Source organism: Rhizobium sp. BK289 (assembly GCF_014193575.1).
Taxonomy (GTDB): domain Bacteria; phylum Pseudomonadota; class Alphaproteobacteria; order Rhizobiales; family Rhizobiaceae; genus Rhizobium; species Rhizobium tropici_C.
This window is the reverse complement of record NZ_JACHZO010000014.1, coordinates 73,403-97,300: the sequence shown is the minus strand read 5'-3', so window position 1 is coordinate 97,300 and position 23,898 is coordinate 73,403. Positions and strand designations below refer to the sequence as shown.

Sequence of the window (23,898 nt, the reverse complement as noted above, 5' to 3'; positions counted from 1 at the left end):
TCATCGTGCCGCCAGCCCTGTCTTCTAAATTTTCTTCACCTTCGCTTATGTACCGCTCGTCGGCGTTGCACTGGGATGGACATTGCTGGGAGAGCTTCCGGAGACGGCGGCTTGCCTAGGCATGGCGGAAGGCCATGCCAATTCACGGTACCTGTTCCTGGGCCGAATTCTCCTGTAAGCGGTGGCCTTGACCGGAATGGAACCCGCGACCACCGGGTCATTCGACGCCTTCAATGACGGTTCGCGGTCGCTCCAAAAACGAACCCCTCAAAAATGCAAACGCTTCCTATTGACGATAGGAGTATATGCTCCTATTTTCATGCATATAAGAGCATATGCTCTCATTAGCGAAGGAGCGAGATTATGAGTGAGGCTGAGGTACTTGTAAGCGGAGCAACCGGACGGACCGGCGGTGCCGCGATCAATGAATTACTTAAGATGGGCAAGTCGGTGCGCGCCTATGTGCGTTCGGACGATGAGCGGGCGACGGCCCTTAGGCAGCGGGGGGTTGATATCGCCATCGGCGACTTCACTCATATAGACAACATCCGTGCCGCCATGGAAGGTGTCCGATCAGCCTATTTCCTTCATCCCATCTCACCGGGCATCCTTGGCGCTGCCGCCTACTTTGCACAAGCAGCAAAAGAGGCCGGCGTGACTGGAATCGTCAACATGTCGCAGATTTCGGCGCGTCGTGAATCGACGAGCCATGCGGCGCAGGACCATTGGATTTCCGAGCGGGTCTTCGACTGGTCCGGTGTTCCGACGACGCATCTCCGCCCGACCTTCTTTGCCGACTGGCTCGTCTATCCGCATTTTGCAAAGGAGATATGGGCCAGGAAAAAGATCGAGTTTCCGTTTGCCGATGGGCGCCATGCACCGATCGCGACCGATGACCAAGGGCGGGTGATCGCGCATCTTTTGGCAAATCCGCAGGGGCATGAAGGCAAGATTTATCCCCTCCATGGACCGATCGAGATGAACCATACCGAGATCGCCGCCGCCATGAGCGAAGTGCTTGGCGCAAAGATCGACTATGCGCCGACGTCGATCGATGTGTTCAAGGACAAGATGGAAAATCTCTACAAGTTTCCGCCTTTCCTCGTGCAGCACCTGGTCGAAGTCGCCCAGAACTATCGCGATGGCATCTTTGCGGGCACGAACGATGCCGTTGAGAAAATCACCGGAACGCCAGCACTCTCGGTCCAGCAATTCATCGCCAACAATCGTGCCGCCTTTGCGTGAGCAACGTCGAGGTAAGGAGTTTGAACAATGTCGAATATTCAGGGCGAGCGTCATCCGTTTCTGGACGACCTGACTGCGGACGCGGAGCTGACCAGTTCCGTGCTGCGAGGTCCCGTCGTCGGACGCGACGAGATCAAGCTGGCCGTCAACGCGGTCGGGACCTTCTACGCTTCGCAGGACCCCACGTTCCTCGAGACCGTCGGCGCGCGCCTTTTTCTTGAATACGAGGCGGTTCTGACAAGCGGGGAGAGGCTGAACGCCACCGTCGTCGTCGATCGCAACTCGGATGGTTCGGTGCCACGCGTCAGTGTGCGGATGAGCCCGCTTGGTGCTGTGTTGTCTCTTGCCGCCAATCTTCGCGAGGCACTGTCCGGCCAGTTGCCGGAAGACCTTTTTCTTTAAACCAGACGCCCGCAGGCGGGTATCGATACCGGATGCCCTGACCCGTGGCTTTAGAGAGGTAATTTGTCATGGATGTCACCAACGCCACCGTCTTCATCACCGGAGCTAATCGCGGCCTGGGCCTCGCCTTCGCACGCGAAGCCCGTCGTCGCGGAGCAAAGAAGGTCTATGCCGGCATGCGCAATACGAACGGCTTCGGCGAACCAAGCATCATCCCCGTCCGGATCGATGTCACGGATAAGGCATCGGTCGCCGCAGCAGCGGAACTGGCGACGGATACCGATCTGCTGATCAATAACGCGGGCATCGCTACCCTTATCGACGGGCCTCTGGCAAACGATATCGAAGAGCAGTCGCAGCGTCTATTTGATACCAACTATTATGGCGTCGTCCGCGTCACGCAGGCTTTCGAGCCGATCCTGTCGGCCAAGCCGCGTGCTGCCATCATCAACGTGCTATCCGACATCGTGTGGCTCCCGCGGCCCGTTTTGACACCCTATGCTGCATCAAAGGCGGCGGCATGGAGCTTCACGAACCAGCTTCGCTTTCACCTTCAAGATCGTAACATCCAGGTTCTCGGTCTGCATGTGGGTTTCGTGGATACCGACCTGACCAATGGCATCGATGTGCCAAAAGCGAGCCCGGGGGATGTGGTGCACCAAACCTATGAAGCGCTCGCCGCCGGCAAGAGCGAGGTCATGGCTGACCAGGGAACAGTACTGCTGAAGAGCACACTCGCTGCCGAGGTACCCGGCTATATCATGCCGCCGCCAGGATTGTTCTAAGCGCTGAGATGGTGGAGAAACGCCAAGCCGCGAGCTATGTGATGCGAAGACCTTGGACTTTACGCCATACGGCCCGCGGACGACAGTTAGGATTCGAAAGGAAAGCGACATGTTGTCGGCGAACCAACCGCTTGGAATCGATCAATGCAATTGCTCCGCAATGAGAAAGGCGAGCCGACAGATCACGCGGTTCTATGATGCCCATCTTGAGCCGGTCGGGCTGCGTATCACGCAGTTCCTGACCCTGGCTGCTCTCGACGAAGCTGGCGGTGCCGCTGTCAACGCGCTCGCGGAACGGCTCGATATCGAGCGGACGGCGATGGGAAAGATGGTTGGCTTCCTGGAGCGCGACGGTTTCGTCATGATCAAGCCATCACCCGCAGACGGTCGAGTTCGTATCATTGAACTCACGGACGAAGGCCGACGCTTGCATGAGAGAGCGGCTCCTCTTTGGCAGGATGCGCAGCGAGAATTCGAGCGACTAAATGGTACCACCAAGGTTGCAACGCTCCGGCACAGCCTGAAAGAGATCGTCGTCGGTGACTTGCCGGCTGTCTCATCCGGAGACTGAGCCTTCGGAAGAGACCCGCCACCTTTCATCAGGCGCCATTATGTCGGAGGGGCAGGAGCCTCTGCGCTATCCATCGCGGCTCGATGCGCTGCAGCGAACTCCGACAGCGAACGGAAGTGACCGGCAACTTTCGGAGGATTATCAGCCTGTTTAGTCGCTCCTTGGCCTTCCATCCCAAATCGCCGATCAATCCACACGCTGTTCAGGCCCATTTGCGTGGCCGGTACATGGTCGTGGTATAAACTTTGCGCTACATGCAGGAGCTCGGCTTTTTCAACACCTAGATCTTGCTGCAGCCGCGAGAAAAGAAACCGGAAGTTCTTCGGATCCGGCTTGTAACTGCCAATATCTTCGGCCGTGTAGACGGCGTCAAAGGAAACACCGAGCTTACGTCTCGAGGCGCTGAAGCCTTGGAGATCCACATTGGAAAGCACAATCAGATAGTAGTGTTGTTTTAGATAGGCGAGCGCTTTCGCTGAATCTGGGAACGCCGGCCAATCTGGCACCGAGGCGCCGAATCGTTCGTGCAAATCGGAGTGTACAGTTAAACCCCAATGCCGAGCGAGCCTTGCATGAACCACCGCCAAGAGCGTGGCGTAGTTTAGGGATGGTGTCTCGGCTTCCTGTGCCGTCTCAATCTCCCCATAAGTTTCCAGTGCCTCCTTGCGCCCGATTTCACGGCCTCCGGTGCTCAACAATGGCTGCAGGGCGTTCCAGATGCCTGTCTCCCAGTCAATCAGCGTTCCATAGACATCGAAGGACAGGGCCTTAAAACGGGTCAAATCCATATTGTTCATCCTCTCGCGCGGGTCTTCGTAGCGCTACGATAGCGATGGATGCCGGAGAAGAGATGTGCCGGGACTCTGAAAGATCACGCCAAAACTCTGATTTTCACATCAGGAACGCTCCGCACTGCTGGCGACGCGGAATGCGCCTGGCGACATACCAAAACGTCCCTTGAATAGACGGCTGAACGCTGAGACATTCTCATAACCGGCGGCATAGGCAATTTCAGAGATGCTATCGCGCGTGAAGATCAGCCGCTCCACCGCTGCATCAAGCCGTTGGTCTATTTCATACTGTCTGGGAGAACGACCGGTCGCCGCCTTGAACAACGCATGAAAATGGCTCTGGCTAAGGCCTGCCTCGCGCGCCATGGCACCGACGACTGCCTTGCCGTTGCGAGTACCGAGATTGGCCGCAATGCACTCGATCCTGCTCGACGCCTTCGATTGCGGTTTCGGAACCGGCGTCGGACGGATAAGATGCAAGCCGCTTAATGCCAACATTGCGGCATCATACGCACAACGCCCATCCGCATCGATTTCAGCACCGATCTGACGGAAGATGCGCCAAAGCCAGGGCTGCACGTGTGAGACGAAGGGGCCATCTCCTCTCAGCAGAGCCGGCGCGTCTTGCCCTTCGTCTTCCCGAAGTTCGACATCAGCGACTAACAGGTTGCAATCACCGCTTGGTACGAAATCGTGGGAATATCCCTTAGGGATGACGGCGACTGTCCGCCCTGTGACGATGCCCGATGCCCCCTCCATTGCGACCTTCATCACCCCCTGCAGAGGGACGAGGACTTGCACGTGGTCGTGATAATGGCAGCCGCGACCATGATAACGCCTGACCTCGAGATTAATGTTCAAGACTCTCTCCATGACTCTGCCGTTACCGCGGAGGAAATAGTCAAACTAGCGGTAAGGCAAACGAATAGGCCCAATGTTCTTTCTCCACCTCCGGAGACGCATTATCCGTCGCTATCATGGCACGAGGCCCATGGCAGTACGCACGCCTATCTCATTTCGTCGGGGGAGTTCGTGCCGTCAGCTTGTTTCCGTCAGGGTCGCGAAGATACGCAACGAATGCTCCGTTCGGACGCTCCGTAGGCGGGCTCTCGATCGCCGTGCCGCCATGCTCAGTACCGGCGGCATGCCACGCGCGAACATGGTCGGGGGTCGCGGCGGCTATCCCGATCGTCCCGCCGTTGGCAGCGGTCGCCGGCTTACCGTCGATCGGTGTCGTGATCATCAGCCGGCCCCCCTCGTGCTCGTAGATCAGCCGGCCTCTCGCGTCCATTTCACCGGGCTTGCCCCCCAATGCAACGAAGGTGGCGTCGTAGAAACGTCTGGCGCGCTCCAAGTCGTTGCTGCCGATCATGACGTGCGTGAACATGCTTCATCTCCTGTGGGGGTTTTTTGTAAGGACATTCCCTGACGTTTAACGCTCGAAGTTCTTCAAATATTGGGCCGGCGATGCGCCGAGCGCTTTCTTGAACATAGTAATGAACGCAGACACGGATTCATACCCGAGGTCACCCGAAACCCGCTGCACCGTCGCCCCGGCTGCAAGGCTTCGGATTGCGATGATCAATTGCAACTGCTGTCGCCACCGGCCGAAGGTCAAGCCAGTCTCCCGCTGAACAAGACGAGCGAGGGAATTCTCGCTCATTGCCACTCGCTTTGCCCATTGTGCCATCGTACTTCGGTCAGACGGGCTATCGACCAACGCCGATGCGATGCGGTCGAGGCGAGGTTCATCTGTCAGTGGTAAGTGCAGATGTTCCACCGGCATCTGTGACAAAGCCGATAGAAGCAGCGTCGTGATTGTATCGGCATTAGCCGTCGCGATTGGGGATCCGTCAGCCATCTCGATGATGAGCTCTCTGACAAGCGGAGAAAGCGAAAGCGTGCAGCATCGGTCCGGCAGATCGGCGGCGCCTGGCTCGATGAACAGAAAGAACAGACGCGCATTGGCGGTCGCCACGTTGCTGTGCAGCATCCCTGCCGGAACCCAGACGCCGCAATGCGGCGGCACCATCCACATCCCGCTCGGAACACGACATGTCACTCCTCCCCGCGACGCCATGACGAGCTGCCCCTTTCGATGGTGATGCTCGGGTGCCTCGCGTTCGTTCTGCGACACGTCGATCCTCACGGCGTGCGCTCGCGCGGTCGACTTCTCGAGATCCTGGTCGGCGAGGGCTTCAGAAAGGGATAACCGCGCCTGGTGGGATTTAGCGATCATGTGAGAGTATATCTAAATTCATCGAACGGCTTTGTCGATAGAGTCATCCGAAAGAGTTCGGAGAATGACGATGGCAGTTCAAGAGCGCGACCCTCACTGGTGGCTTGATGTTTTACCGAGTGGAATTCGACGCCTTTGGAAGCGCTATGGCAGGCCTTCCATCTTGCCTCGACAATGTGCGCGTGTCGGATCCGGCCGCATAGTCAATGCGCGAAAGGCCATGAAAGCCTTCCTTGTGAAGGTCCGCGGGTTACTTTGCCGCTCGTCACCGGCCGCTGCCGCAGTTTCGTGTGCAGATCCGCTTGAAGCCTATATGCATGCCTGCATTGTGGCTCCGTTCTTTTGCTACGTCCCGCCTTCCATCTACGGACTGACTGCCTCCGATGATGAACGGGGCATCGCCCAGGTCGATTCTCACCCGGGAGATGATGTGAGAGCGCTCGATCGGCTGTCACCGCCGAAAACCTGATCTTTTCATTGAAGACATTTCTGGCGGCCATGCTTGCCTGAAAGCAGCGGGTTTCGTTGACGCCGGTGACAAAGGGAGAAGTGCCTTGCACCTCGACGCTCGCCGATAAGCTGAACTCAAGCGACCACTGCCAAGCCCGGGGAAGCGCGCAAGCGGGCTATGTCGCGCGCCGGCGGCTCTCCAAAGTGGCGGCGATATTCGCGAGTGAACTGCGACGGACTTTCGTAACCTACGCGGAAGGCGGCGGTCGTGGCGTCGATGTCCTGGACCAGCATCAGGCTGCGCGCGTCCTGCAGCCTGAGCTGCTTCTGGAATTGCAGCGGCGTCATCGCCGTCACGGCGCGAAAATGCTCGTGCAGGCTCGACGGGCTCATGCCTACTTCCGTGGCAAGCCGCTCGATGCTGAACCGTTCCCGGAAGTTCTGCCCGATCCAGGCAATAGCGCGGCCGACCTGGGCCACCCGACCCTGGCTGGAGGTGATGTTGCGCATCCTGGCGCCGTCCGGGCCGGCGAGCAGACGATAGAGAATTTCCTGCTCGGCAAGCGGCGCGAGCACAGGCAGCGCGGCCGGATCATCGAGCAGGCGCAGCAGGCGTAGGACCGCGTCGAGCAGATCGGTGCCAGCTTCGGACACCGTCTTGCCCATAGGCGGGGATGGCACTCCCGGCGGCGGCGGTACGCGCGACGCCAACTCGCCCAGCATGACCGGATCGAAATCGAGATACAGGCAGAGATAGGGGTTGTCGGGCGTCGCCTCGACCACATGCCCTATCACCGGCAGGTCGTAGGTCACGATTCCATAGCGTCCCGGTGCATATTGGAACACGTGGTCGCCCAGCGTGACCTCCTTGTATCCCTGCGCGACGAGGCACAGTTGCGGCCGGTAAACATTCGGCATCGGCATCGTCACCGTGGAGGATCGAACAAGTGTCACGCGTTCGATGGGGGTAGCGCGAAAGCCATCCCTCGAGATGTGTCGGGCAATTATAGTCGAGATTTCGGTCAGTATTTCCATGGATGGGACCATCGCACGCGCGCAGCGGGACGGCAATGCGAACCGCGGCTTCTGGAGGATTGGGCAGTAATTCCGGGGCATCAGGCTAACGTTTCCGCGCCACCGCGCATCACAATGTCAGGGCGTCTGGGTCACAGCATACCTGGCCGCGGAACAAGTATGGAGCAAACATGACAATCGATAATCTGAAGACCCCAACCGTCGCACTCGGCACCTGGGCCTGGGGCGACAGCGGCGAGACCGGCAACGGCTACTTCGGCAGCAGCCTCACCCAGGCTGGCCTGGAAGAGGTCGCGGACAGGGCACATGCGGCCGGGTTCACCCTATGGGACACCGCCATCGTGTACGGCATGGGCCGTTCAGAAACCGTGCTCGGGGAGGTACTGAAGCGCTACGCCCGCAGCGGCTACCAGCTCTCCACGAAATTCAACCCGCGGATCGCGGCAACCGGCGACGATCCCGTAGCGGACATGCTGGAGCGAAGCCTGGCCAACCTCGGCACCGACTACATCGACCTCTACTGGATTCACAATCCAGCCGATGTGCCGCGGTGGACTCCGCATCTGATTCCATTGCTGAAAAGCGGGAAAGTCAAACATGTCGGCGTCTCGAATCACAATCTGCGCGAAATCAAGCTCGCCGACCAGATCCTGGGCGAAGCCGGATTCCGGGTCGAAGCCATCCAGAACCACTATAGCCTCCTCTACCGCAGCTGTGAGCATACTGGCATCCTGGACTACTGCCGCGACCAGGGCATCCCGTTCTTCGCCTATATGGTGCTCGAACAGGGCGCCCTGACCGGCAAGTACAGCCTGGAGACCCCGCTGCCGGAAGGCAGTAGCCGCGCGAAGATCTACAACGGCATGCTGGCTCAGCTGAAGCCCCTGACGGACAAGCTCGCCTCGATCGGAGAGAAGCAGCGTGCGGCAGCGCCCGATATCGCGACGGCATGGGCCATCGCCAAGGGCACGACGCCGATCATCGGCGTCACCAAACCCCATCATGTCGATGGCCTGGTCCGAGCCAGCGGCATCACCCTCACCGGCGACGACATTGCAGAACTGGAAACCCTTGCTGACGCCGCTAACGTGAATACGCGCGGCTTCTGGGAACAGGAGATGTAGGTCCGCGGCTCCGCTGTCCGAAGATTTCGGAGCCGCTCCGAAAGGCGCACGTCGCTCGCGCTGAAGAGGCCTCAGTGCGAGCGGCCTGCACAAGGTGCTGCGATCGGTGGCAGCATGATCTATTCAGCCGCCACCACGTGCCTGCTCTTCAGCACTGCCACCGAAAGGAGGAACACGATGGCCGCGCAGATAGCGATGACGACCACCATCGGTCTCGCCGTACCGTCCATGAACATGCCACTGACGCCGACCACCAGCGCCGATGTCATGAACTGGACGGTCCCCATCATCGCCGAGGCCGTGCCAGCGATGCGACCATGATGTTCAAGCGCCAGTACCGCCGCATTCGGCACGATCATTCCAAGGAAAGCGTAGCCCGCAAACAGGAAGGCCGCCATGATGTCGAGGTGATCGACTCCACCGGCCATCAGGACAGCCAGCGCCACCATCGTCAGCGCATAACCAGAAACCGCGCCGCGGATTACCTTGCGCAAACCAATCCGGCGGGCAAGCCAGCCGTTCATCTGCGACATGCCGATGAAGCCAATGGCGTTCACCGAAAAGACCACGCTGTAAAAGCTCGGAGAGAGCCCGTAATGGCCGATGAGCACGAAGGAGGAGTTGGCGACATAGATCATGTAGCTCGACATGCCGAAGGAGGCCATCAGCACCAGACCGAGATAATACGGGTCCCTAAGGAGTGTTCCATAGGCTTTCAATGCCCCGCCGAGGCTGCTTTCACTGCGCGCCGCAACCGGACGGGTCTCCTCAAGGAAAAAGCGACCCGCGACGAAGCCGACAGCGCCGGCGAAGACCATGACCCAAAAGATCAGCCGCCAGTTCCCGAACACTGTCACGATGCTGCCCGCGAGCGGCGCCAGGATGGGTGAGATACTGAAGACCAGCATAAGCCGCGACATCAGTTGCGCGGCGGCGGCCCCCGTATGCAGGTCGCGCACGATGGCGCGGGCAATCACGACGCCGGCACAGGCGCCGGTGCCTTGGATGAAACGGAAGGCGACCAGCCAGCTGATATCGCTGGAGAGCGCGCAGCCGATCGCGCCGAGGATGTAGAGCGCCAGGCCGACATACAGAGGCCGCTTGCGGCCAAACATGTCCGACAGCGGCCCATAGACAATCTGCGACACGGCCATGGCGGCGAAGAAGGAAATCAGGCTCGCTTGAACTGCATGGCTGTCAGCGTGAAGATCCAGACTGATCGTCGGCAACGCAGGTAGATACATGTCGAGGGCAAAGAGACCCACGGCTGAAAGAAGGCCAAGGACGATGGCGTGGTGGGAGCCGCCGGCTCCAGGGGATGAAACGGAATCCTTGCTTTGCACGGAAAAAACCTTTCCCGCACACCATTCCCCGGACGAAGCAAAGTCTCATACAAAAAGCATGTGACGGGGATTGAGTGGGCGATTATAGATGGGACGGCGGAAAGACGGAGATGGTTCCAACGCATAGCTCGTCATTCCTGTAAAATATTTTGGACAGTATTGTCCAATTGGTCAAGTCCTATATGGTGGTGTCATGAAAACTTCGCCCGCAGTGGCTTCTTCCGAGACAGAGAGTCCGCCCGCCACCAGCAAACGTCAGGCAATCCTCAACGCGGCCGCCGACGTTTTTGCCGAGGACGGGTTTGCGGCCGCGAGCATCGATGCCATCGCGGCAAGAGCCGGCGTGTCGCGTCAGACGGTGTACAATCAACTCGGCGACAAGGATAATCTGTTCAAGGTTGTGGTTGCGGAGATCACCGAGAAATCGAGCGCAGGTTTCTTTCGGGTGTTGGACACATTTCCTGTCGCACCTGTCGATCTCGAAAAGGAACTGACTGAATTTTCAGCGCTTCTCCTGCGCAAAGCGGTTTGCGATCCGAATGGCCGCTGGCTGCGCAAGCTCGTCGAAACCGAGGGCAGCAGATTTCCCGAACTGTTTGAGACCTGGAAGGAATACGGACCCGGCAAGAAATATCCCGCCATCGCGGCTCGCCTGGCGCAGCTCGCACTGGCAGGTCATCTGGACATAGAGGATCCGGCACTTGCCGCGCGTCAGTATATGGCGCTGCTCGCAACAGATCTGCGGATCAACCAGCAGATCGGCCGCCCGACGCCAGAGGAAGAAGTCGACCGTATGGCAAGGGAGGCAACGAAGACCTTCCTGCGCGCATTCGGCAAGCGCTGACGGCATCGCGGCCGCAGTATCGTGGCATCGCAGCGCAATGTCGGAGAAGAAGTCGGCGCGCTGATTTCAGGTCTCGGCTTCGAGATCGTGTCTGTGACAGCAGCCTCCGCTCGCCGGGTCGCCGACGCTTATCGTCGATGCGGCAAAGGCTTTCATCCAGCTGCGCTGAACCATGGCGATTGCTTTTCCTATGAAGTCGCAAAAGAGCATGATTGTCCGCTGCTTTATGTTGGCGAGGATTTCGTGCGGACTGACGTGCGCCCAGCTCTTTAGCAGCTCTATCAATGGGGATGGGATTAGACTTCGTGCTGGCAAGCATCGCGATGTTGCAGATCAGCCGGCAGCGAGTCAGCCAAGGGGCGCCGCTAGGTCCGAGCGTTAATTTCGATGCAGATCCCCGAATCTGGCAAAACTCATTCCGTCAACGTGATGTAGTGGGTGTCAGAACTTCCGCGATATTTGCGCTTGCAATCTCCGTTGACCAAACCCGGCAAGCCGTATATGAGTGAGACAGGTCTGTATCATATAGAGCTTCGCCATGCCGCTCCGCGCCGACGCTGCCGAAAAGCGCCAACACATCGTTGAAACCGCCCACCGCCTTTTCAAACGCGACGGCTTCCATGCCACCGGCATAGACAAGATCATCGCCGAGGCCGAGGTCGCCAAGATGACCATGTATCGGCACTTTCCGAGCAAGGACGGGCTGATCGTCGAGGTTCTGGACTGGCGCGCGGAACGGTTCAAGCGGCAGCTCGACCGGCTGTCGGAAGCGGCGATGACGCCGCACGAAAAGATCACGGCGATTTTTGACTGGCACGAACGCTGGTTCGATAGTTCCGATTTTCACGGTTGTCTGTTCCAGCACGCCCTTGCCGAGTTCGGGGAGCCAGCCCATGTCGTGTTCGAAGCGGTCACGCGACAAAAGCACGATCTGCGACAGCGGCTCCGAGACATTCTGGCGCAATCTCTACCGCCTGATCGCGCCGAGCACGTTGCAACAACGCTGTTCATGCTGATCGAAGGTGCAACGGTGCTCGCCCATATGGGGCAAGGCAACGCCGCGATCGTCAGCGCCCGAAGGGCTGCGGCCGATGTTCTAACGTCAGCGGGACTGGCTCAATGAGCGCGGTTGTCATCGGCCTTGCCCTGTTCGCCGCGATCCTGCACGCGGCATGGAACGCCTTCTTGCGCAACGGCGGCGATCGGCTGTGGACCGTGACGGTCATGAGCTTCGCAAGCACGATTTTCGCGCTCCCGTTCCTATTCATCTACCCTATACCGGCGCCGGGCGCCTGGCTTTACATCGTTCTTTCGGCGGTTCTTCAGGTTGGATACAGCGTTTTCCTCGTTGCGGCCTATCGTAACGGCGAGTTGGGACAGGTCTATCCGATCGTGCGAGGAACCGTGCCATTGCTGGTGACATCAGGCGGCTTCATCATCACTGGCGACGAGCTCAATCTCTACCAGATTGCCGGCGTCGTCCTTGTGGCCGCGGGAATTATGAGCTTGGCGCTAGGGAAAGGGCGAGCCTCTACCTCGTCCATTTTATTCGCGCTGGCGACGGGTGCGATCATCGCCGCCTATGCGACCGTCGATTCCATCGGAGTGCGGCAAACCGGACGAAGCGGGGCCTACACGGCTTGGGTGCTTGTCCTCTATGGAGCATTTCTGCCGATGGCGTTTATCTTCCTGCGTCGGCGGCTCGTGGTCGATTTTCGTGCAGCCGACACATGGAAGGCGCTTGGGGGCGGGCTGGTCGCGATGGTCGCCTATGGCGTCGTGGTTGCGGCCTTTGGCCTCGGGCCGGCCGGCCCAATCACGGCGCTGCGGGAAACGAGTGTTGTATTTGCTGTTCTGATTGGCTGGATGTTTCTCGGTGAAGCCCTGACCGCTCGGCGTACTCTCGCCTGCATCATTGTTGCTGCCGGCGCAATCCTGCTTGGGCGTTGAATCCCGTCGCGAGATTCCCCCACACCGTCCAAAAATACCGATTGGATTTGGGAGTGGCGAACCGGCTCTTCGAGTTATCCTGTTTGGGCGCTACGCTGTCGGACAGGTCCTCCTCAGCACTTGCCGTTGCTGCCCTGCAGAAATGCCCCTCCCCGGCCACCGAAATCGTTAGTTGCCGTAACTTCGCGAACTGTCCTTTCCATATGTGCGAGACAGCAACGATTGCCACTTGCAATGTTTATAAAAATGTATTTCACTAAACATATTGCTAAACATGAGGATTGAGGAATTCATGTAGGCATTCTCTGACATTGGTGGACTTGCGTGGTCGGCGGGGAGCCGGCCTTTGGTTCTGGGAGGAACTCATGCAGAAGACATTGAAAGCCCTTCTCGGGCTGGGCTCGGCGTTTGCCATGTCGCTGGCGCTGCCCAATATTGCAAAAGCCGATCAATTGACGCTGTGCTGGGCCGCCTGGGATCCTGCAAACGCACTCGTCGAGCTGTCGAAAGACTTCACCGCCAAGACCGGAACGGAAATGAAATTCGAGTTTGTCCCATGGACGAGCTATGCGGATCGTTTCCTCAACGAATTGAATTCGCATGGAAAGCTCTGCGATCTGATCATCGGCGACAGCCAGTGGATCGGCGGATCGGCGGAAAACGGCCACTACGTCAAACTCAACGACTTCTTCGACAAGGAAGGCATCAAGATGGATGACTTCGTGCCGGCGACGGTCGTCGGTTACTCGGAATGGCCGAAGAACACCCCGAACTACTGGGCGTTGCCTGCCATGGGGGACGTGGTTGGCTGGACTTACCGCAAAGACTGGTTCGAGCGGCCGGAACTGCAGAAGGAATTCAAGGAGAAGTATGGTCGGGATCTCGCAGCCCCGAAGACTTACGATGAGCTGAAGCAGATCGCCGAATTCTTCCAAAAGCGTCAGATCGACGGCAAGACCGTCTACGGCGCTTCGATCTACACCGAGCGCGGCTCTGAAGGCATCACGATGGGCGTGACCAACGTGCTCTATGACTGGGGCTTCCAATACGACAACCCGGACAAACCCTATGAAATGAATGGCTTCGTGAATTCTCCGGATGCGGTAAAAGGCCTGGAATTTTACAAGTCGCTCTATGATTGCTGCACGCCGCCCGGCAGCTCCAACGTTTATATGGTGGAGTCCGCCGATGCCTTCAAATCCGGCCAAGTCGCGATGCAGATGAACTTCGCCTTCACCTGGCCGGGTCTCTACAAGGACGAAAAGGTCGGCGGCGACAGGATCGGTTTCTTCCCCAATCCAGCTGAAAAGAAGCATTTCGCACAGCTTGGCGGACAGGGCATCTCGGTTGTCTCCTATTCCAACAAGAGGGACGCCGCTCTGCAATACATCAAGTGGTTCGCCCAGCCTGACGTCCAGGCCAAATGGTGGAAACTCGGCGGCTACTCCTGTCTGAAATCGGTCGTGAACGCCCCGGACTTCGCGTCCAGCCAGCCCTATGCCCAGGCGTTCCTCGACTCGATGGCAATCGTGAAGGATTTCTGGGCCGAGCCGAGCTACGCAACCCTTCTCCAGGACATGCAGAAGCGTGTCCATAACTATGTCGTGGCCGGCAACGGCACCGCTAAAGAGGCGCTCGATGGCCTCGTGAAGGATTGGAGCGAGGTCTTCAAGGACGACGGCAAGATCTAGTGTCCGCCTGGACGCACAGCATCCTTACCCGAATGGCGGCCCGGATCGCCAAGACTGCCGGGCCGTCACGTGTCTCACTTACGCAAGGACCAGGTGATACCTTGAATATTTCCTCTTCCTCCATGGTCGAAAAGGCAGCGGACGCAACGGCAAGGGCGACGCCCACATCGGTCGCTCGCCGTGTCCGCGGCCTATCCGATCGAGCGATTGCCTGGGTGTTTATCGCCCCAACCATCATCCTTCTTCTTGCCATCAACATCTTCCCGCTCATCTGGGCAATCTATCTCTCATTCACGAATTATCGCGCCAACCGTCCCAATGCGCCGGTCCAGAATGTCGGATTGAGCAATTACGAGCGCGTCCTGACCGATCCTGATATCTGGCAGGCTATGCAGACGACAGCGCACTTCGTGTTCTGGACGATCCTACTGCAGACGGTGATCGGCTTTACGCTCGCTTATCTCATCGACCGCAAGTTTCGTGGTCACGCGTTCTGGACGACGCTGATCCTGATCCCGATGATGCTGTCTCCGGCCGTCGTCGGCAATTTCTGGCGCTTCCTCTATGAACCGCAGATCGGTCTCTTCGCCTACGCCGTTTCCCTCGTCACCGGCATCCCGACGGCCAATATCCAGATGCTCGGTAGCGTCTCGCTTGCTCCCTGGGCAATCATCATCGTCGATACCTGGATGTGGACGCCTTACGTCATGCTGATCTGCTTGGCAGGCCTGCGTTCCATCCCCGACTACATCTACGAGGCTGCCGAGGTCGACCGCGCCTCCGCGTGGCGGCAATTCTGGTCGATCACCGTGCCGATGGCGCTGCCCTTCATCATGCTTGCCGTGCTTTTCCGCGGCATCGAAAATTTCAAGATGTTCGACATGGTCACGCTGTTGACGGGAGGCGGTCCGGGTTCGACGACGGAGGTTGCCTCCATCACATTGAAACGCGCCGCCTTCGAGAGCTGGGCGACGGGAAGGGCATCGGCTTTCGCCATCGTCCTCTTCGTCGCCGTTTTCGGCCTCGCCAACATTTACGTCAAGGCACTGAACAAGGTGAAGCAGCGATGAGTTCTGTCACCTCAGCCCATTCGGTCGTCGAGCCGAGCCCGACCAGTAAGCGCATCGCCGGCGCCATCGTGATCCTCTATGCCCTGATCACCATGATACCCCTGGTCTGGATCTTTCTGACCAGCATCAAATCACCGCCTGATTCCATCAGCTATCCGCCAAAGATCGTCTTCTCTCCGACGCTGGAGGGTTATTGCAACCTCCTGACGACGAGAACGCGCCAAACGCCGGAATATATCTCCGCGCTGCCCGCACCAACCGGCACCTGCGACGAGGTCACCCGCAAGCGGAACATGGTGATTGCAGGGCCCTCGAATTTTCTGCCGCGCTTTGGCAATTCGCTGGTGATTGCCTTCGGCTCGACGTTCCTCGCCGTTTCGCTGGGAACGTTGGCCGCCTACGGCTTCTCGCGCTTCAGGGTTCCGCTTGCCGACGACCTTCTGTTCTTCATCCTGTCAACGCGCATGATGCCGCCTATCGCGGTCGCAATTCCAATTTATCTGATGTACCGCGAGCTCGGTCTTTCCGACACGGCAGTCGGCATGATCCTGCTTTATACCGCGGTCAACGTCTCGCTCGCGGTCTGGCTGCTCAAGGGTTTCATCGACGAGATCCCACGGGAATATGAGGAAGCCGCAATGATCGACGGCTACACTCGCCTGCAGGCCTTCTGGAAAGTCGTCTTGCCGCAGGCAACCACAGGCATTGCCGCCACGGCGATCTTCTGCCTGATCTTTGCCTGGAATGAATATGCCTTCGCGGCATTGTTGACCTCGGGCGAGGCCCAGACGGCACCGCCATTCATTCCGACCATCATCGGCGAAGGTGGCCAGGACTGGCCTGCTGTCGCGGCAGGAACGACGATCTTCCTGATCCCGATCCTCCTCTTCACGATTCTCCTGCGCAAGCAGCTCTTGCGTGGCATCACCTTTGGAGCGGTCCGCAAATGACGCATCTCATCGAAACACCGCCGCCATCCAGGCGGAAGCGTCCCCTCTTTCTGCGCCGCGGCCCGATGGAGAACATCGCGACCACGCTGATCGCGATCGGCTTCCTCATGCTATTCCAGCCATTCCTGCTGGTACTTTACAGTTACTCGCTGGTGACCCTGCTTGCCGGCACGGCCATGTTCATCATCGTCTCGAAGTTTCCGGAGTGAGCCATGGCAGAGATCAGAATAGAAAATCTGCGTAAGCAATTCGGCGGCTTCGTCGCGGTCCAGGATTCAAGCTTCACCATCCACGACGGAGAATTCCTGGCACTGCTCGGCCCGTCCGGCTGTGGCAAGACGACGACGCTTCGCATGATCGCCGGACTTGAACTGCCGACCAGCGGCAAGATCTACCTTGATGGCGAGGACGTCACTTTCAATCGTGCCAGCGCCCGCGATATTGCCTTCGTCTTCCAGCTTTTTGCGCTCTATCCGCATATGAACGTGCGCAAGAATATCGGCTTTCCGCTGCTTTCGCAGGGCATGCCGAAGGCCGAGATCCGAAAGCGCGTCGAGGAAACCGCGCGGCTGCTGCAGATCGATCATATCCTGAACCGCTCCGTCTCCGGACTTGCCGGCGGCGATCGGCAGCGCGTGGCTCTCGGTCGTGCGATCGTACGCCGTCCGAAGTGCTTCCTGATGGATGAACCGCTTGGCACGCTCGACGCGGAATTCCGCGAAGTGATGGTCCATGAGCTGCGTGAACTCCATAACCGCATCCATGCAACGACGGTCTACGTAACGCATGATCAGCACGAAGCCATGGCAATGGCCGACAAGATCGCGGTCATGAACCATGGTGTCATCGAGCAATTCGGCACGCCCCAGGAAATCTACAGCAAGCCAGCCACGATGTATGTCGCTGACTTCATCGGATCGCCGCCGATGAATTTTATGCGCTTCACCTCCGGCCTTCATAGCGGGGCGAGATCGGTCTCGGTTAACGGCGTCGATGTCAGCATTCCCGAAGTGTACCAGGACTTGGCCGAAGCCGAATTGGCGCTGGGCGTCAGGCCGGAACATATTCGCTTCAGCGATGCCTCTCCTTTGCGCGGAGCGGTCTACGGCAGCGAATATCTCGGAACCAATCAGGTCGTGGCAATCGAGACATCGAGCGGCGTCATCAAAGCGCGCGTTCCTGCGAACCGCAACTTTCGCATCGGCGAGACGGTTGGTCTTGAGTTCAACCCGGCCAAGCTCGCGCTGTTCGACTGCAAATCGGGCCGCGCAGTTGCTTCGGCACTCTACTCGGAGGTTGAACATGGCTGACGTTGTTCTCAAGGATCTTAACAAGCGTTTCGGCGATACACAGGCTCTGGTTGATTTGGACCTCTCGATCCGTGACGGTGAATTCGTCGTTCTGCTTGGGCCAACGGGCGCCGGGAAGACGACCACCCTGCGCCTTATTGCCGGCCTGGAGCGCCCTGACAGCGGACGCATCGAAATCGGCGGCCGCAACGTCGCGGGCGAAGCTCCCGCCGACAGGGACGTCGCGTTCGTCTTCCAGCAATATTCGCTCTATCCGCACATGACGGTCTACGACAATCTCGCCTTTCCGCTGCGAGCGCCGGCGCGCAAGCTTTCAAGCGAAGAGGTCGACCGCCGGGTCCGGGAAATTGCGCGCATGGTCAGGATCGACCACAAGCTCGAGAATCGTGCGACCCGTCTGTCGGGTGGCGAAATGCAGCGTGTTGCGATCGGAAGGGCGCTGGTGCGTCGTCCCGCGATCTATCTCATGGACGAGCCGCTTTCTTCGCTCGACGCAAAGCTGCGTGCGGAGCTTCGTCTGGAACTGAAGCGCATCCAGAAAGAGCTTGGCTCGACCCTCCTCTATGTAACCCATGACCAGGTCGAAGCCATGACGATGGCGGATCGGATCGGCATCGTTGCACAAGGACGGCTGCTGCAGGTCGGAACGCCGCGTGAAATTTATGGCAATCCGGCCAGTCTTCATGTCGCGGCACGTCTCGGCCAACCGCACATCAACCTCTTGCCACCTGGTCTTCTCGGTGGCGCCAATCCTCCGCCTGGAACCAAGACGATCGGCGCGCGAACCGAGCATCTCGATATCATCCCCGATCAGAACGCCAATGCCGAAATAGACTGGATCGAGCATCTGGGCGATCAGAACCACCTGCATATCAGGGTGGGCGACCACAAGCTCGTCACGCTTGCCGATCCATATCTTGCGATCCGGCCGGGTGATCGAATTAGCCTGTCGCTGCGCGATCCGCTCTATTTCGATGCCAGCGGCCAGCGGCTTGGATGGACAGCAGAACGAAACTGACATAGTGGCATAAACGACGGATCTCACTCCATGAAACATTTCTTCAATCGCCGGGAAACCATCGTCACCGAAGCCCTGGATGGCTTGCTCTTGACGAGCGACCCTGCCCGTCTGGCCCGTCTGGACACCTTTCCCGAGATCAAGGTGATTCTCCGCGCGGACTGGGATAGATCCAGGGTTGCTATCATCTCCGGCGGCGGCGCCGGGCACGAGCCCTCGCATGCAGGCTTCGTCGGCAGGGGCATGCTCACAGCAGCGGTATCGGGCGAAATCTTTGCCTCGCCGAGTGTCGATGCGGTGCTGACTGCAATCCGTGCCGTAACGGGTCCAAAGGGTGCGCTGCTCATCGTCAAAAACTACACAGGTGACCGCCTGAACTTCGGCCTTGCCGCCGAGAAGGCGCGTGCCGAAGGCTTCGACGTCGAGATGGTGATTGTCGCCGACGATATTGCAATCCCTGGCATCAACCAGCCGCGTGGCGTTGCCGGTACGCTGTTCGTGCACAAGATCGCAGGCTACCACGCCGAGGCGGGCGCTGATCTCAAAACGGTGGCGGAGCAGGCAACCGCCGCAGCGGGCGACATCGTCTCGCTTGGCATGTCCCTGTCGACCTGCAGTGCACCGGGTCAGACGCATGAGGACCGGCTTGGCGCTAACGAGGGAGAACTCGGCCTCGGAATCCACGGCGAGCCAGGGGTCGAGCGCATCGCCCTGCAGCCGGTTGCCGACCTTGTCGCCACGATGGCCGAGCGGCTGGCCGCCGAGCTGGACAGTTCGCAGAATCATGCATTGCTGGTCAACAACCTCGGCGCCGTGCCGCCGCTTGAGATGGGCGTGATAGCCAATGCCGTATTGTCGTCTCCCCTAAGGCGCTGCGTGCGGCTTATCATCGGGCCCGCGCCAATGATGACCGCGCTCAACATGAATGGCTTTTCGCTGTCGCTGATCCGGCTGGACGCTACCCGTGAAGCCGCCCTGAAGGCCGCCGTCGCTCCGCACGCCTGGCCGCCCGCGACCGAACGGCATGAGATCGCTATCATTCCTGCCCCTCAAAGGGCGCTTGCGCAGAACGAAGCGAGGGTGGCCAGCGATGACAGGCAGAGCCGTCTTCTCCTGACGACGCTTTGCGAACATCTGATTTCCCTCGAGGAAGAGCTCAATCGCCTGGATGGCCGCGTCGGTGACGGTGATACCGGCTCTACGGTCGCGCAGGGTGCCCGCAGCATTCTTTCCCGCATGGACAAGCTGCCGCTGAAGGATCCCGCCGCCACGATGGCCTCGATCGGCGAGATCCTGAGCACGAGCATGGGCGGCTCCAGCGGCGTGCTGCTATCGATCTTCTTCACCGCCGCATCCAAGGCTATGGCCGAAAAAAAAGATATCGCTGCTGCCCTGCTTGCGGGACTAAATCGGATGACGTTCTATGGAGGAGCTGGCGTCGGCGATCGCACAATGGTCGACGCGCTGGCTCCGGCTTTGGCCGCTCTGACATCGGGAGATCTCGCGGCCGCGGCAAGGGCAGCCGCAGCAGGTGCGGAGGCGACAAAGGCGATGCGGAAGGCAAAAGCCGGACGGGCTTCCTATGTCGGCGAGAAGGATCTGGAGGGAGTGCCTGATCCAGGTGCTGTAGCGGTGGCAGGTGTATTCGAAATGGTGGCATCGCTGGCATGAGCGCGCGCAGGGAGGATATTGGGTGCAGGCAGAACCGGCTGTTCTCATGGGATTGATCGAAGCTTGCCGCGCGACGATCGCGGCAAACAGCGACCATCTCTGCGGGCTCGATCGTGCGATCGGTGATGGCGATCACGGGACGAACATGCGGCGCGGCTGCGAGGCGGTGAGCGCGGAAGAAGCCTCCGTATCGCGTCTTCCCTTGCCGGACGCGCTTGAAAAAATTGGCCTGACGCTCGTAATGAACATAGGAGGAGCGGCAGGTCCTCTTTACGGAACGCTGCTGATGGAGATAGGCCGCGAGCTCCGCGCACTCGACGACAAACAGGATTTCCCCTCGGCACTGAAGCAGGCGATTGACGCAGTCGCGCGTCGCGGGCGCTCGCATGCTGGGGACAAGACCCTTCTCGATGTCCTCTATCCGGTCCAGGATGCACTCGCACGCCGCGTGCCTTTGACGGATATTGCGCGGCAGGCCGCACTTTCCGCCGAACTGACTGCTGCAATGAAGGCCATGCGCGGGCGCGCCTCCTATCTTGGAGACAGGTCAATCGGCCATGTCGATCCGGGTGCTTCGAGTTGTGCGCTTCTGACCGTGGCGATCTGCCGTTACCTTGAGGAGTACCGTCCGGCATGAATGGGAAGACACCTAACGTTGGGATTGTGATCGTTTCCCACTCGCCGCTTGTCGCGCGCGGGACCGCCGACATGGTGCGGCAGATGGTCGGCGATAGCGTGCCGCTTGCCTGGTCCGGCGGCAACCGTGATGGCGAGCTCGGTACGGATGCCGCCGGCATTCTCAAGGCCATCGAGGAAGCCTGGTCGGAAGCGGGCGTCGCCGTCTTCGTCGACCTGGGTGGGGCCGAGACGAACAGCGAGATGGCTATCGAGATGCTCGGTCTGCCACGATCGGAAAAGGTATCGATCTGCAATGCCCCCGTTGTGGAGGGGGCTGTCATCGCAGCGGCCGAGGCCTCCGGTGGCGCGCCGCTCAGCAGGGTGGTTGCAACGGCAGAGGAGCTTTCGGCTTGATGAGTGGCGGATTGCGCATAGGAAGCCGGGAGGCCGGGCAGGTGCAGACCAGTTGTCAGACTGAGGTCGAGGTGAAGCATGGTGTGGGATTGCACGCTCGGCCTTCAGTCACATTCACGCGCCTGGCAAAATCGTTCCCTTGCTCGATCGAAGTCGCGGTCAATGGCAGCGACATCTGGCTGAACGGCAAGAGCATCATCAAGATCATGGGTGCAAGGATCCGCAAGGGTTCGCTCCTCAAGATCCGCGCCGATGGAATCCTCGCTGAAGAAGCGATCCGTGCATTGAAGGAGCTCGTCGAACGCAACTTCGATGAGGAAAAGAGGCATGGCCGCACCGTTTAGATTGAAAGCCACCAGCGCTTCGCCAGGCGTTGCCACCGGGCCAGCCTATATCGCTGAGCCGCTGGCCGCCGCAGCGTCGCCGCCGTCAAGCCTTTCCGGACATGCTGAACTCGGCGATGCGATCAAGACGGCTATCCGCGAGCTGCAGAACCTTGCTGCCGGAACAGATCCCCAGAGCAGCGATATCATCGAGTTTCAGGTCGAGGTCCTTCAGGACCCGACGTTGACGGAGATGGCCGGTGCGCGGATCGATGCGGGCGAGAACGTCGCATTCGCATGGGTCGGGACACTCGACGGATACATCCGTGAACTGGAATGCTCGGAAGAGGAACAAATGCGGGCGCGCGCCGTCGACATCGTCGACATCAAGAACCGCGTCCTGTCGGTCCTAACGGGAACGCAGCTCGACGACTTTCCAGCCGGATCCATTTATGTCGGAAGGGACATGGAACCCAGCCGCTTTCTCGCCCACGACTGGTCGGCAGGTGGCGGCATCGCTCTTTATGCCGGCAGCGCCGTCGGCCATGTCGCCCTGCTTGCCAGATCCCGGTCTATCCCGATGGTAATCGGCGCCGGCCAATTCACGACAGAAGGGGGACAGCATATCGGGGTTGATGGTGATTCAGGTGTCGTCGTGCTTCAGGCAGCTCAGGAAAACGCAACGCCGGCTCAAGTCAACCATCCCGTGACGAGCACGCCATCGCCAACCGACAATGGCAGTCTGCGCACGGCAGACGGTTCGCAGGTACTATTGTCCGTCAACGTCAACGCTCCCGATGAAGTCGACTCGATCCTTGCCGCTACAACTGCCGGCATCGGGTTGATGCGCTCGGAATTCACAGTGACGTCACTTGGTGACGCTGCAAACGAAGAAAAACAATTCGCGATCTACCGCCGGCTCCTCGATTGGGCGGATGGCCGAGCGGTAACGATCCGCATGTTGGATATCGGCGGCGACAAGCCGCTCGCCGGCCTCACCGAAGCGTCTTCGTTGCGAGGCGTCCGCCTTCTCCTTGCCCGGCCGGAAATTGCGAGCGTTCAAGCCCGCGCGCTCCTGCGCGCAGCCGTCTTCGGCAATTTACGCGTCATGCTGCCGATGGTGACTTTTCCGTCTGACGTTGACGATATCAGACAAATCTTTCGCGAAGAATCCACTGAGCTCGCGCGCAGGGGCGTGCCGCACAGGATCCCGCCGATCGGGATGATGGTGGAGGTTCCGGCTGCGGCGCTCATGCTCGACCGGTTCGAAAGCGCAGACTTCTTTTCGTTCGGTACGAACGACCTTGCGCAATACCTCGTCGCTTCGGCACGCGAGGATGCCGACTTCGCTGTCTATCAAGACCGCGCCGTGCCGGCGGTGCTGCGCCTGCTGTCGCAGGCCGTGAAGCTTGCCAGGGCCAAACCAGTCAGCATCTGCGGCGACATGGCCGGCGATCCATCCCGCACTGCAGATCTTCTTGCCGCAGGCATATATCATTTTTCCGTGGCGCCCACTCGACTTCCCGCGATAAGATCGGCAATCGTCGGTCTGAATGCCGATGGGACAAAGGCAGCCGGAGAATAAGATGGCGCGCGAAGATACCGAAGACGCCATTATCGCCTACAAGTCCATTCTGGCGCAAATCATCGACAACCGACCATCCGGAACACGCCAGCGGCTGGCCACGGAACTGGGAAAACATCGAAGCTTCGTCACGCAGATCACAAGTCCGGCCTACGCGACACCACTTCCTGCCCGGCATCTCGCGACGATTTTCCGGGTATGCCATTTCAGCGGCGCCGAACAGGAGCGTTTTCTGCACGCTTACCAGGCCGCCCATCCTGGCAAACTGCCGGAGCTTAGCGCCTCGGAAAAGCTGCGGCATCTTTCGCTGATGGTCCCTGATTTCGGCGACGAGCGACGCAATCGGCTGCTGGAGGAGGCAATCGCAGATCTGGTGCTGAAGATCGCCGCGCTTTCCGGACCGCCCGAGTGAACAGGGGATTGCGCATGGGGCAAAGAGACTGAGATGATCATCGCCTTGGGAGGGGCT

Annotated in this window: 26 protein-coding genes and 1 pseudogene; 21 read left to right on the top strand and 6 right to left on the bottom strand. The window is 59.4% G+C overall.

From position 1 onward, the window contains the following. Nucleotides 1–363: 363 nt before the first annotated feature. From FHT84_RS24005 to FHT84_RS23990, 4 genes are all read left to right on the top strand, one after another. Nucleotides 364–1,245: an NmrA family NAD(P)-binding protein gene (locus tag FHT84_RS24005; RefSeq protein WP_183764507.1), complete on the top strand. Its 882-nt coding sequence runs from the start codon at nucleotides 364–366 to the stop codon at nucleotides 1,243–1,245. A gap of 27 nt (nucleotides 1,246–1,272) precedes the next feature. Then, nucleotides 1,273–1,647, top strand: a complete 375-nt coding sequence (locus FHT84_RS24000) for a hypothetical protein (RefSeq protein ID WP_183764510.1) — start codon at nucleotides 1,273–1,275, stop codon at nucleotides 1,645–1,647. A gap of 68 nt (nucleotides 1,648–1,715) precedes the next feature. Continuing rightward, nucleotides 1,716–2,432: an SDR family oxidoreductase gene (locus FHT84_RS23995; RefSeq protein WP_183764513.1), complete on the top strand. Its 717-nt coding sequence runs from the start codon at nucleotides 1,716–1,718 to the stop codon at nucleotides 2,430–2,432. 109 nt (nucleotides 2,433–2,541) lie between these two features. Beyond that, a complete protein-coding gene (locus tag FHT84_RS23990; protein ID WP_183764539.1) occupies nucleotides 2,542–3,003 on the top strand; it encodes a MarR family transcriptional regulator in 462 nt (153 codons plus the stop codon). Between the two features lie 38 nt (nucleotides 3,004–3,041). Here the strand turns inward: FHT84_RS23990 and FHT84_RS23985 are convergent, their stop codons facing one another. From FHT84_RS23985 to FHT84_RS23965, 5 genes are all read right to left on the bottom strand, one after another. Further along, nucleotides 3,042–3,791, bottom strand: a complete 750-nt coding sequence (locus FHT84_RS23985; protein ID WP_183764542.1) for a haloacid dehalogenase type II — start codon at nucleotides 3,789–3,791, stop codon at nucleotides 3,042–3,044. A 108-nt stretch (nucleotides 3,792–3,899) separates the two neighbouring features. Next, nucleotides 3,900–4,655, bottom strand: a complete 756-nt coding sequence (locus tag FHT84_RS23980; RefSeq protein WP_183764545.1) for an AraC family transcriptional regulator — start codon at nucleotides 4,653–4,655, stop codon at nucleotides 3,900–3,902. Nucleotides 4,656–4,806: 151 nt separating this feature from the next. Continuing rightward, complete coding sequence (locus tag FHT84_RS23975; RefSeq protein ID WP_113248662.1) at nucleotides 4,807–5,181, bottom strand: VOC family protein; 375 nt, start codon at nucleotides 5,179–5,181, stop codon at nucleotides 4,807–4,809. 45 nt (nucleotides 5,182–5,226) lie between these two features. Continuing rightward, a complete protein-coding gene (locus FHT84_RS23970) occupies nucleotides 5,227–6,033 on the bottom strand; it encodes a helix-turn-helix transcriptional regulator (protein WP_113248661.1) in 807 nt (268 codons plus the stop codon). 585 nt (nucleotides 6,034–6,618) lie between these two features. Further along, complete coding sequence (locus FHT84_RS23965; RefSeq protein ID WP_113248659.1) at nucleotides 6,619–7,518, bottom strand: AraC family transcriptional regulator; 900 nt, start codon at nucleotides 7,516–7,518, stop codon at nucleotides 6,619–6,621. A 170-nt stretch (nucleotides 7,519–7,688) separates the two neighbouring features. Between FHT84_RS23965 and FHT84_RS23960 the strand changes: the two genes are divergently transcribed. Continuing rightward, on the top strand, nucleotides 7,689–8,642 hold the full coding sequence (locus tag FHT84_RS23960) for an aldo/keto reductase (RefSeq protein WP_113248658.1): 954 nt from the start codon (nucleotides 7,689–7,691) through the stop codon (nucleotides 8,640–8,642). 119 nt (nucleotides 8,643–8,761) lie between these two features. Here FHT84_RS23960 and FHT84_RS23955 read toward each other — a convergent pair whose 3' ends face one another. Then, on the bottom strand, nucleotides 8,762–9,985 hold the full coding sequence (locus FHT84_RS23955; RefSeq protein WP_112342032.1) for a multidrug effflux MFS transporter: 1,224 nt from the start codon (nucleotides 9,983–9,985) through the stop codon (nucleotides 8,762–8,764). Between the two features lie 193 nt (nucleotides 9,986–10,178). Here FHT84_RS23955 and FHT84_RS23950 point away from each other — a divergent pair, with 193 nt between their 5' ends. From FHT84_RS23950 to FHT84_RS23875, 16 genes and pseudogenes are all read left to right on the top strand, one after another. After that, complete coding sequence (locus tag FHT84_RS23950; protein ID WP_112342033.1) at nucleotides 10,179–10,829, top strand: TetR/AcrR family transcriptional regulator C-terminal domain-containing protein; 651 nt, start codon at nucleotides 10,179–10,181, stop codon at nucleotides 10,827–10,829. An 18-nt stretch (nucleotides 10,830–10,847) separates the two neighbouring features. Then, nucleotides 10,848–11,102, top strand: a pseudogene (locus FHT84_RS23945) (type II toxin-antitoxin system VapC family toxin); the annotation flags it as partial. 265 nt (nucleotides 11,103–11,367) lie between these two features. Continuing rightward, nucleotides 11,368–11,952 (top strand): TetR/AcrR family transcriptional regulator, encoded by a 585-nt coding sequence (locus tag FHT84_RS23940; RefSeq protein WP_183764548.1) that lies wholly within the window; start codon nucleotides 11,368–11,370, stop codon nucleotides 11,950–11,952. Beyond that, on the top strand, nucleotides 11,949–12,779 hold the full coding sequence (locus FHT84_RS23935) for a DMT family transporter (protein WP_113248656.1): 831 nt from the start codon (nucleotides 11,949–11,951) through the stop codon (nucleotides 12,777–12,779). Before FHT84_RS23940 ends, FHT84_RS23935 begins: the two co-directional genes overlap by 4 nt. A gap of 365 nt (nucleotides 12,780–13,144) precedes the next feature. Continuing rightward, nucleotides 13,145–14,470: an ABC transporter substrate-binding protein gene (locus FHT84_RS23930; RefSeq protein WP_112342035.1), complete on the top strand. Its 1,326-nt coding sequence runs from the start codon at nucleotides 13,145–13,147 to the stop codon at nucleotides 14,468–14,470. A 101-nt stretch (nucleotides 14,471–14,571) separates the two neighbouring features. Then, entirely contained in the window at nucleotides 14,572–15,540 is a 969-nt protein-coding gene (locus tag FHT84_RS23925; RefSeq protein WP_183764551.1) for a sugar ABC transporter permease, read from the top strand. Then, the gene (locus FHT84_RS23920; RefSeq protein ID WP_112342037.1) at nucleotides 15,537–16,490 is read left to right on the top strand and encodes a carbohydrate ABC transporter permease; all 954 of its coding nucleotides are present in this window, start codon (nucleotides 15,537–15,539) and stop codon (nucleotides 16,488–16,490) included. The genes FHT84_RS23925 and FHT84_RS23920 overlap by 4 nt, the downstream gene beginning before the upstream one ends. Then, nucleotides 16,487–16,699 (top strand): hypothetical protein, encoded by a 213-nt coding sequence (locus tag FHT84_RS23915; RefSeq protein WP_112342038.1) that lies wholly within the window; start codon nucleotides 16,487–16,489, stop codon nucleotides 16,697–16,699. The genes FHT84_RS23920 and FHT84_RS23915 overlap by 4 nt, the downstream gene beginning before the upstream one ends. A 3-nt stretch (nucleotides 16,700–16,702) precedes the next feature. Beyond that, nucleotides 16,703–17,800 (top strand): ABC transporter ATP-binding protein, encoded by a 1,098-nt coding sequence (locus FHT84_RS23910; RefSeq protein WP_113248654.1) that lies wholly within the window; start codon nucleotides 16,703–16,705, stop codon nucleotides 17,798–17,800. Beyond that, nucleotides 17,793–18,818: an ABC transporter ATP-binding protein gene (locus FHT84_RS23905; protein WP_112342040.1), complete on the top strand. Its 1,026-nt coding sequence runs from the start codon at nucleotides 17,793–17,795 to the stop codon at nucleotides 18,816–18,818. Before FHT84_RS23910 ends, FHT84_RS23905 begins: the two co-directional genes overlap by 8 nt. Nucleotides 18,819–18,848: 30 nt before the next feature. Then, nucleotides 18,849–20,489, top strand: coding sequence for a dihydroxyacetone kinase subunit DhaK (locus tag FHT84_RS23900; protein ID WP_113248653.1), 1,641 nt, complete (start codon nucleotides 18,849–18,851; stop codon nucleotides 20,487–20,489). A gap of 22 nt (nucleotides 20,490–20,511) precedes the next feature. Continuing rightward, the gene (dhaL, locus tag FHT84_RS23895; protein WP_183764554.1) at nucleotides 20,512–21,126 is read left to right on the top strand and encodes a dihydroxyacetone kinase subunit DhaL; all 615 of its coding nucleotides are present in this window, start codon (nucleotides 20,512–20,514) and stop codon (nucleotides 21,124–21,126) included. Beyond that, entirely contained in the window at nucleotides 21,123–21,521 is a 399-nt protein-coding gene (gene dhaM, locus FHT84_RS23890; RefSeq protein ID WP_183764557.1) for a dihydroxyacetone kinase phosphoryl donor subunit DhaM, read from the top strand. The genes dhaL and dhaM overlap by 4 nt, the downstream gene beginning before the upstream one ends. Next, on the top strand, nucleotides 21,521–21,865 hold the full coding sequence (locus FHT84_RS23885) for an HPr family phosphocarrier protein (RefSeq protein WP_112342044.1): 345 nt from the start codon (nucleotides 21,521–21,523) through the stop codon (nucleotides 21,863–21,865). Before dhaM ends, FHT84_RS23885 begins: the two co-directional genes overlap by 1 nt. Next, nucleotides 21,849–23,429, top strand: coding sequence for a putative PEP-binding protein (locus FHT84_RS23880; protein WP_183764560.1), 1,581 nt, complete (start codon nucleotides 21,849–21,851; stop codon nucleotides 23,427–23,429). The genes FHT84_RS23885 and FHT84_RS23880 overlap by 17 nt, the downstream gene beginning before the upstream one ends. A gap of 1 nt (nucleotide 23,430) precedes the next feature. Then, complete coding sequence (locus FHT84_RS23875) at nucleotides 23,431–23,841, top strand: hypothetical protein (protein WP_112342046.1); 411 nt, start codon at nucleotides 23,431–23,433, stop codon at nucleotides 23,839–23,841. Nucleotides 23,842–23,898 lie beyond the last annotated feature (57 nt).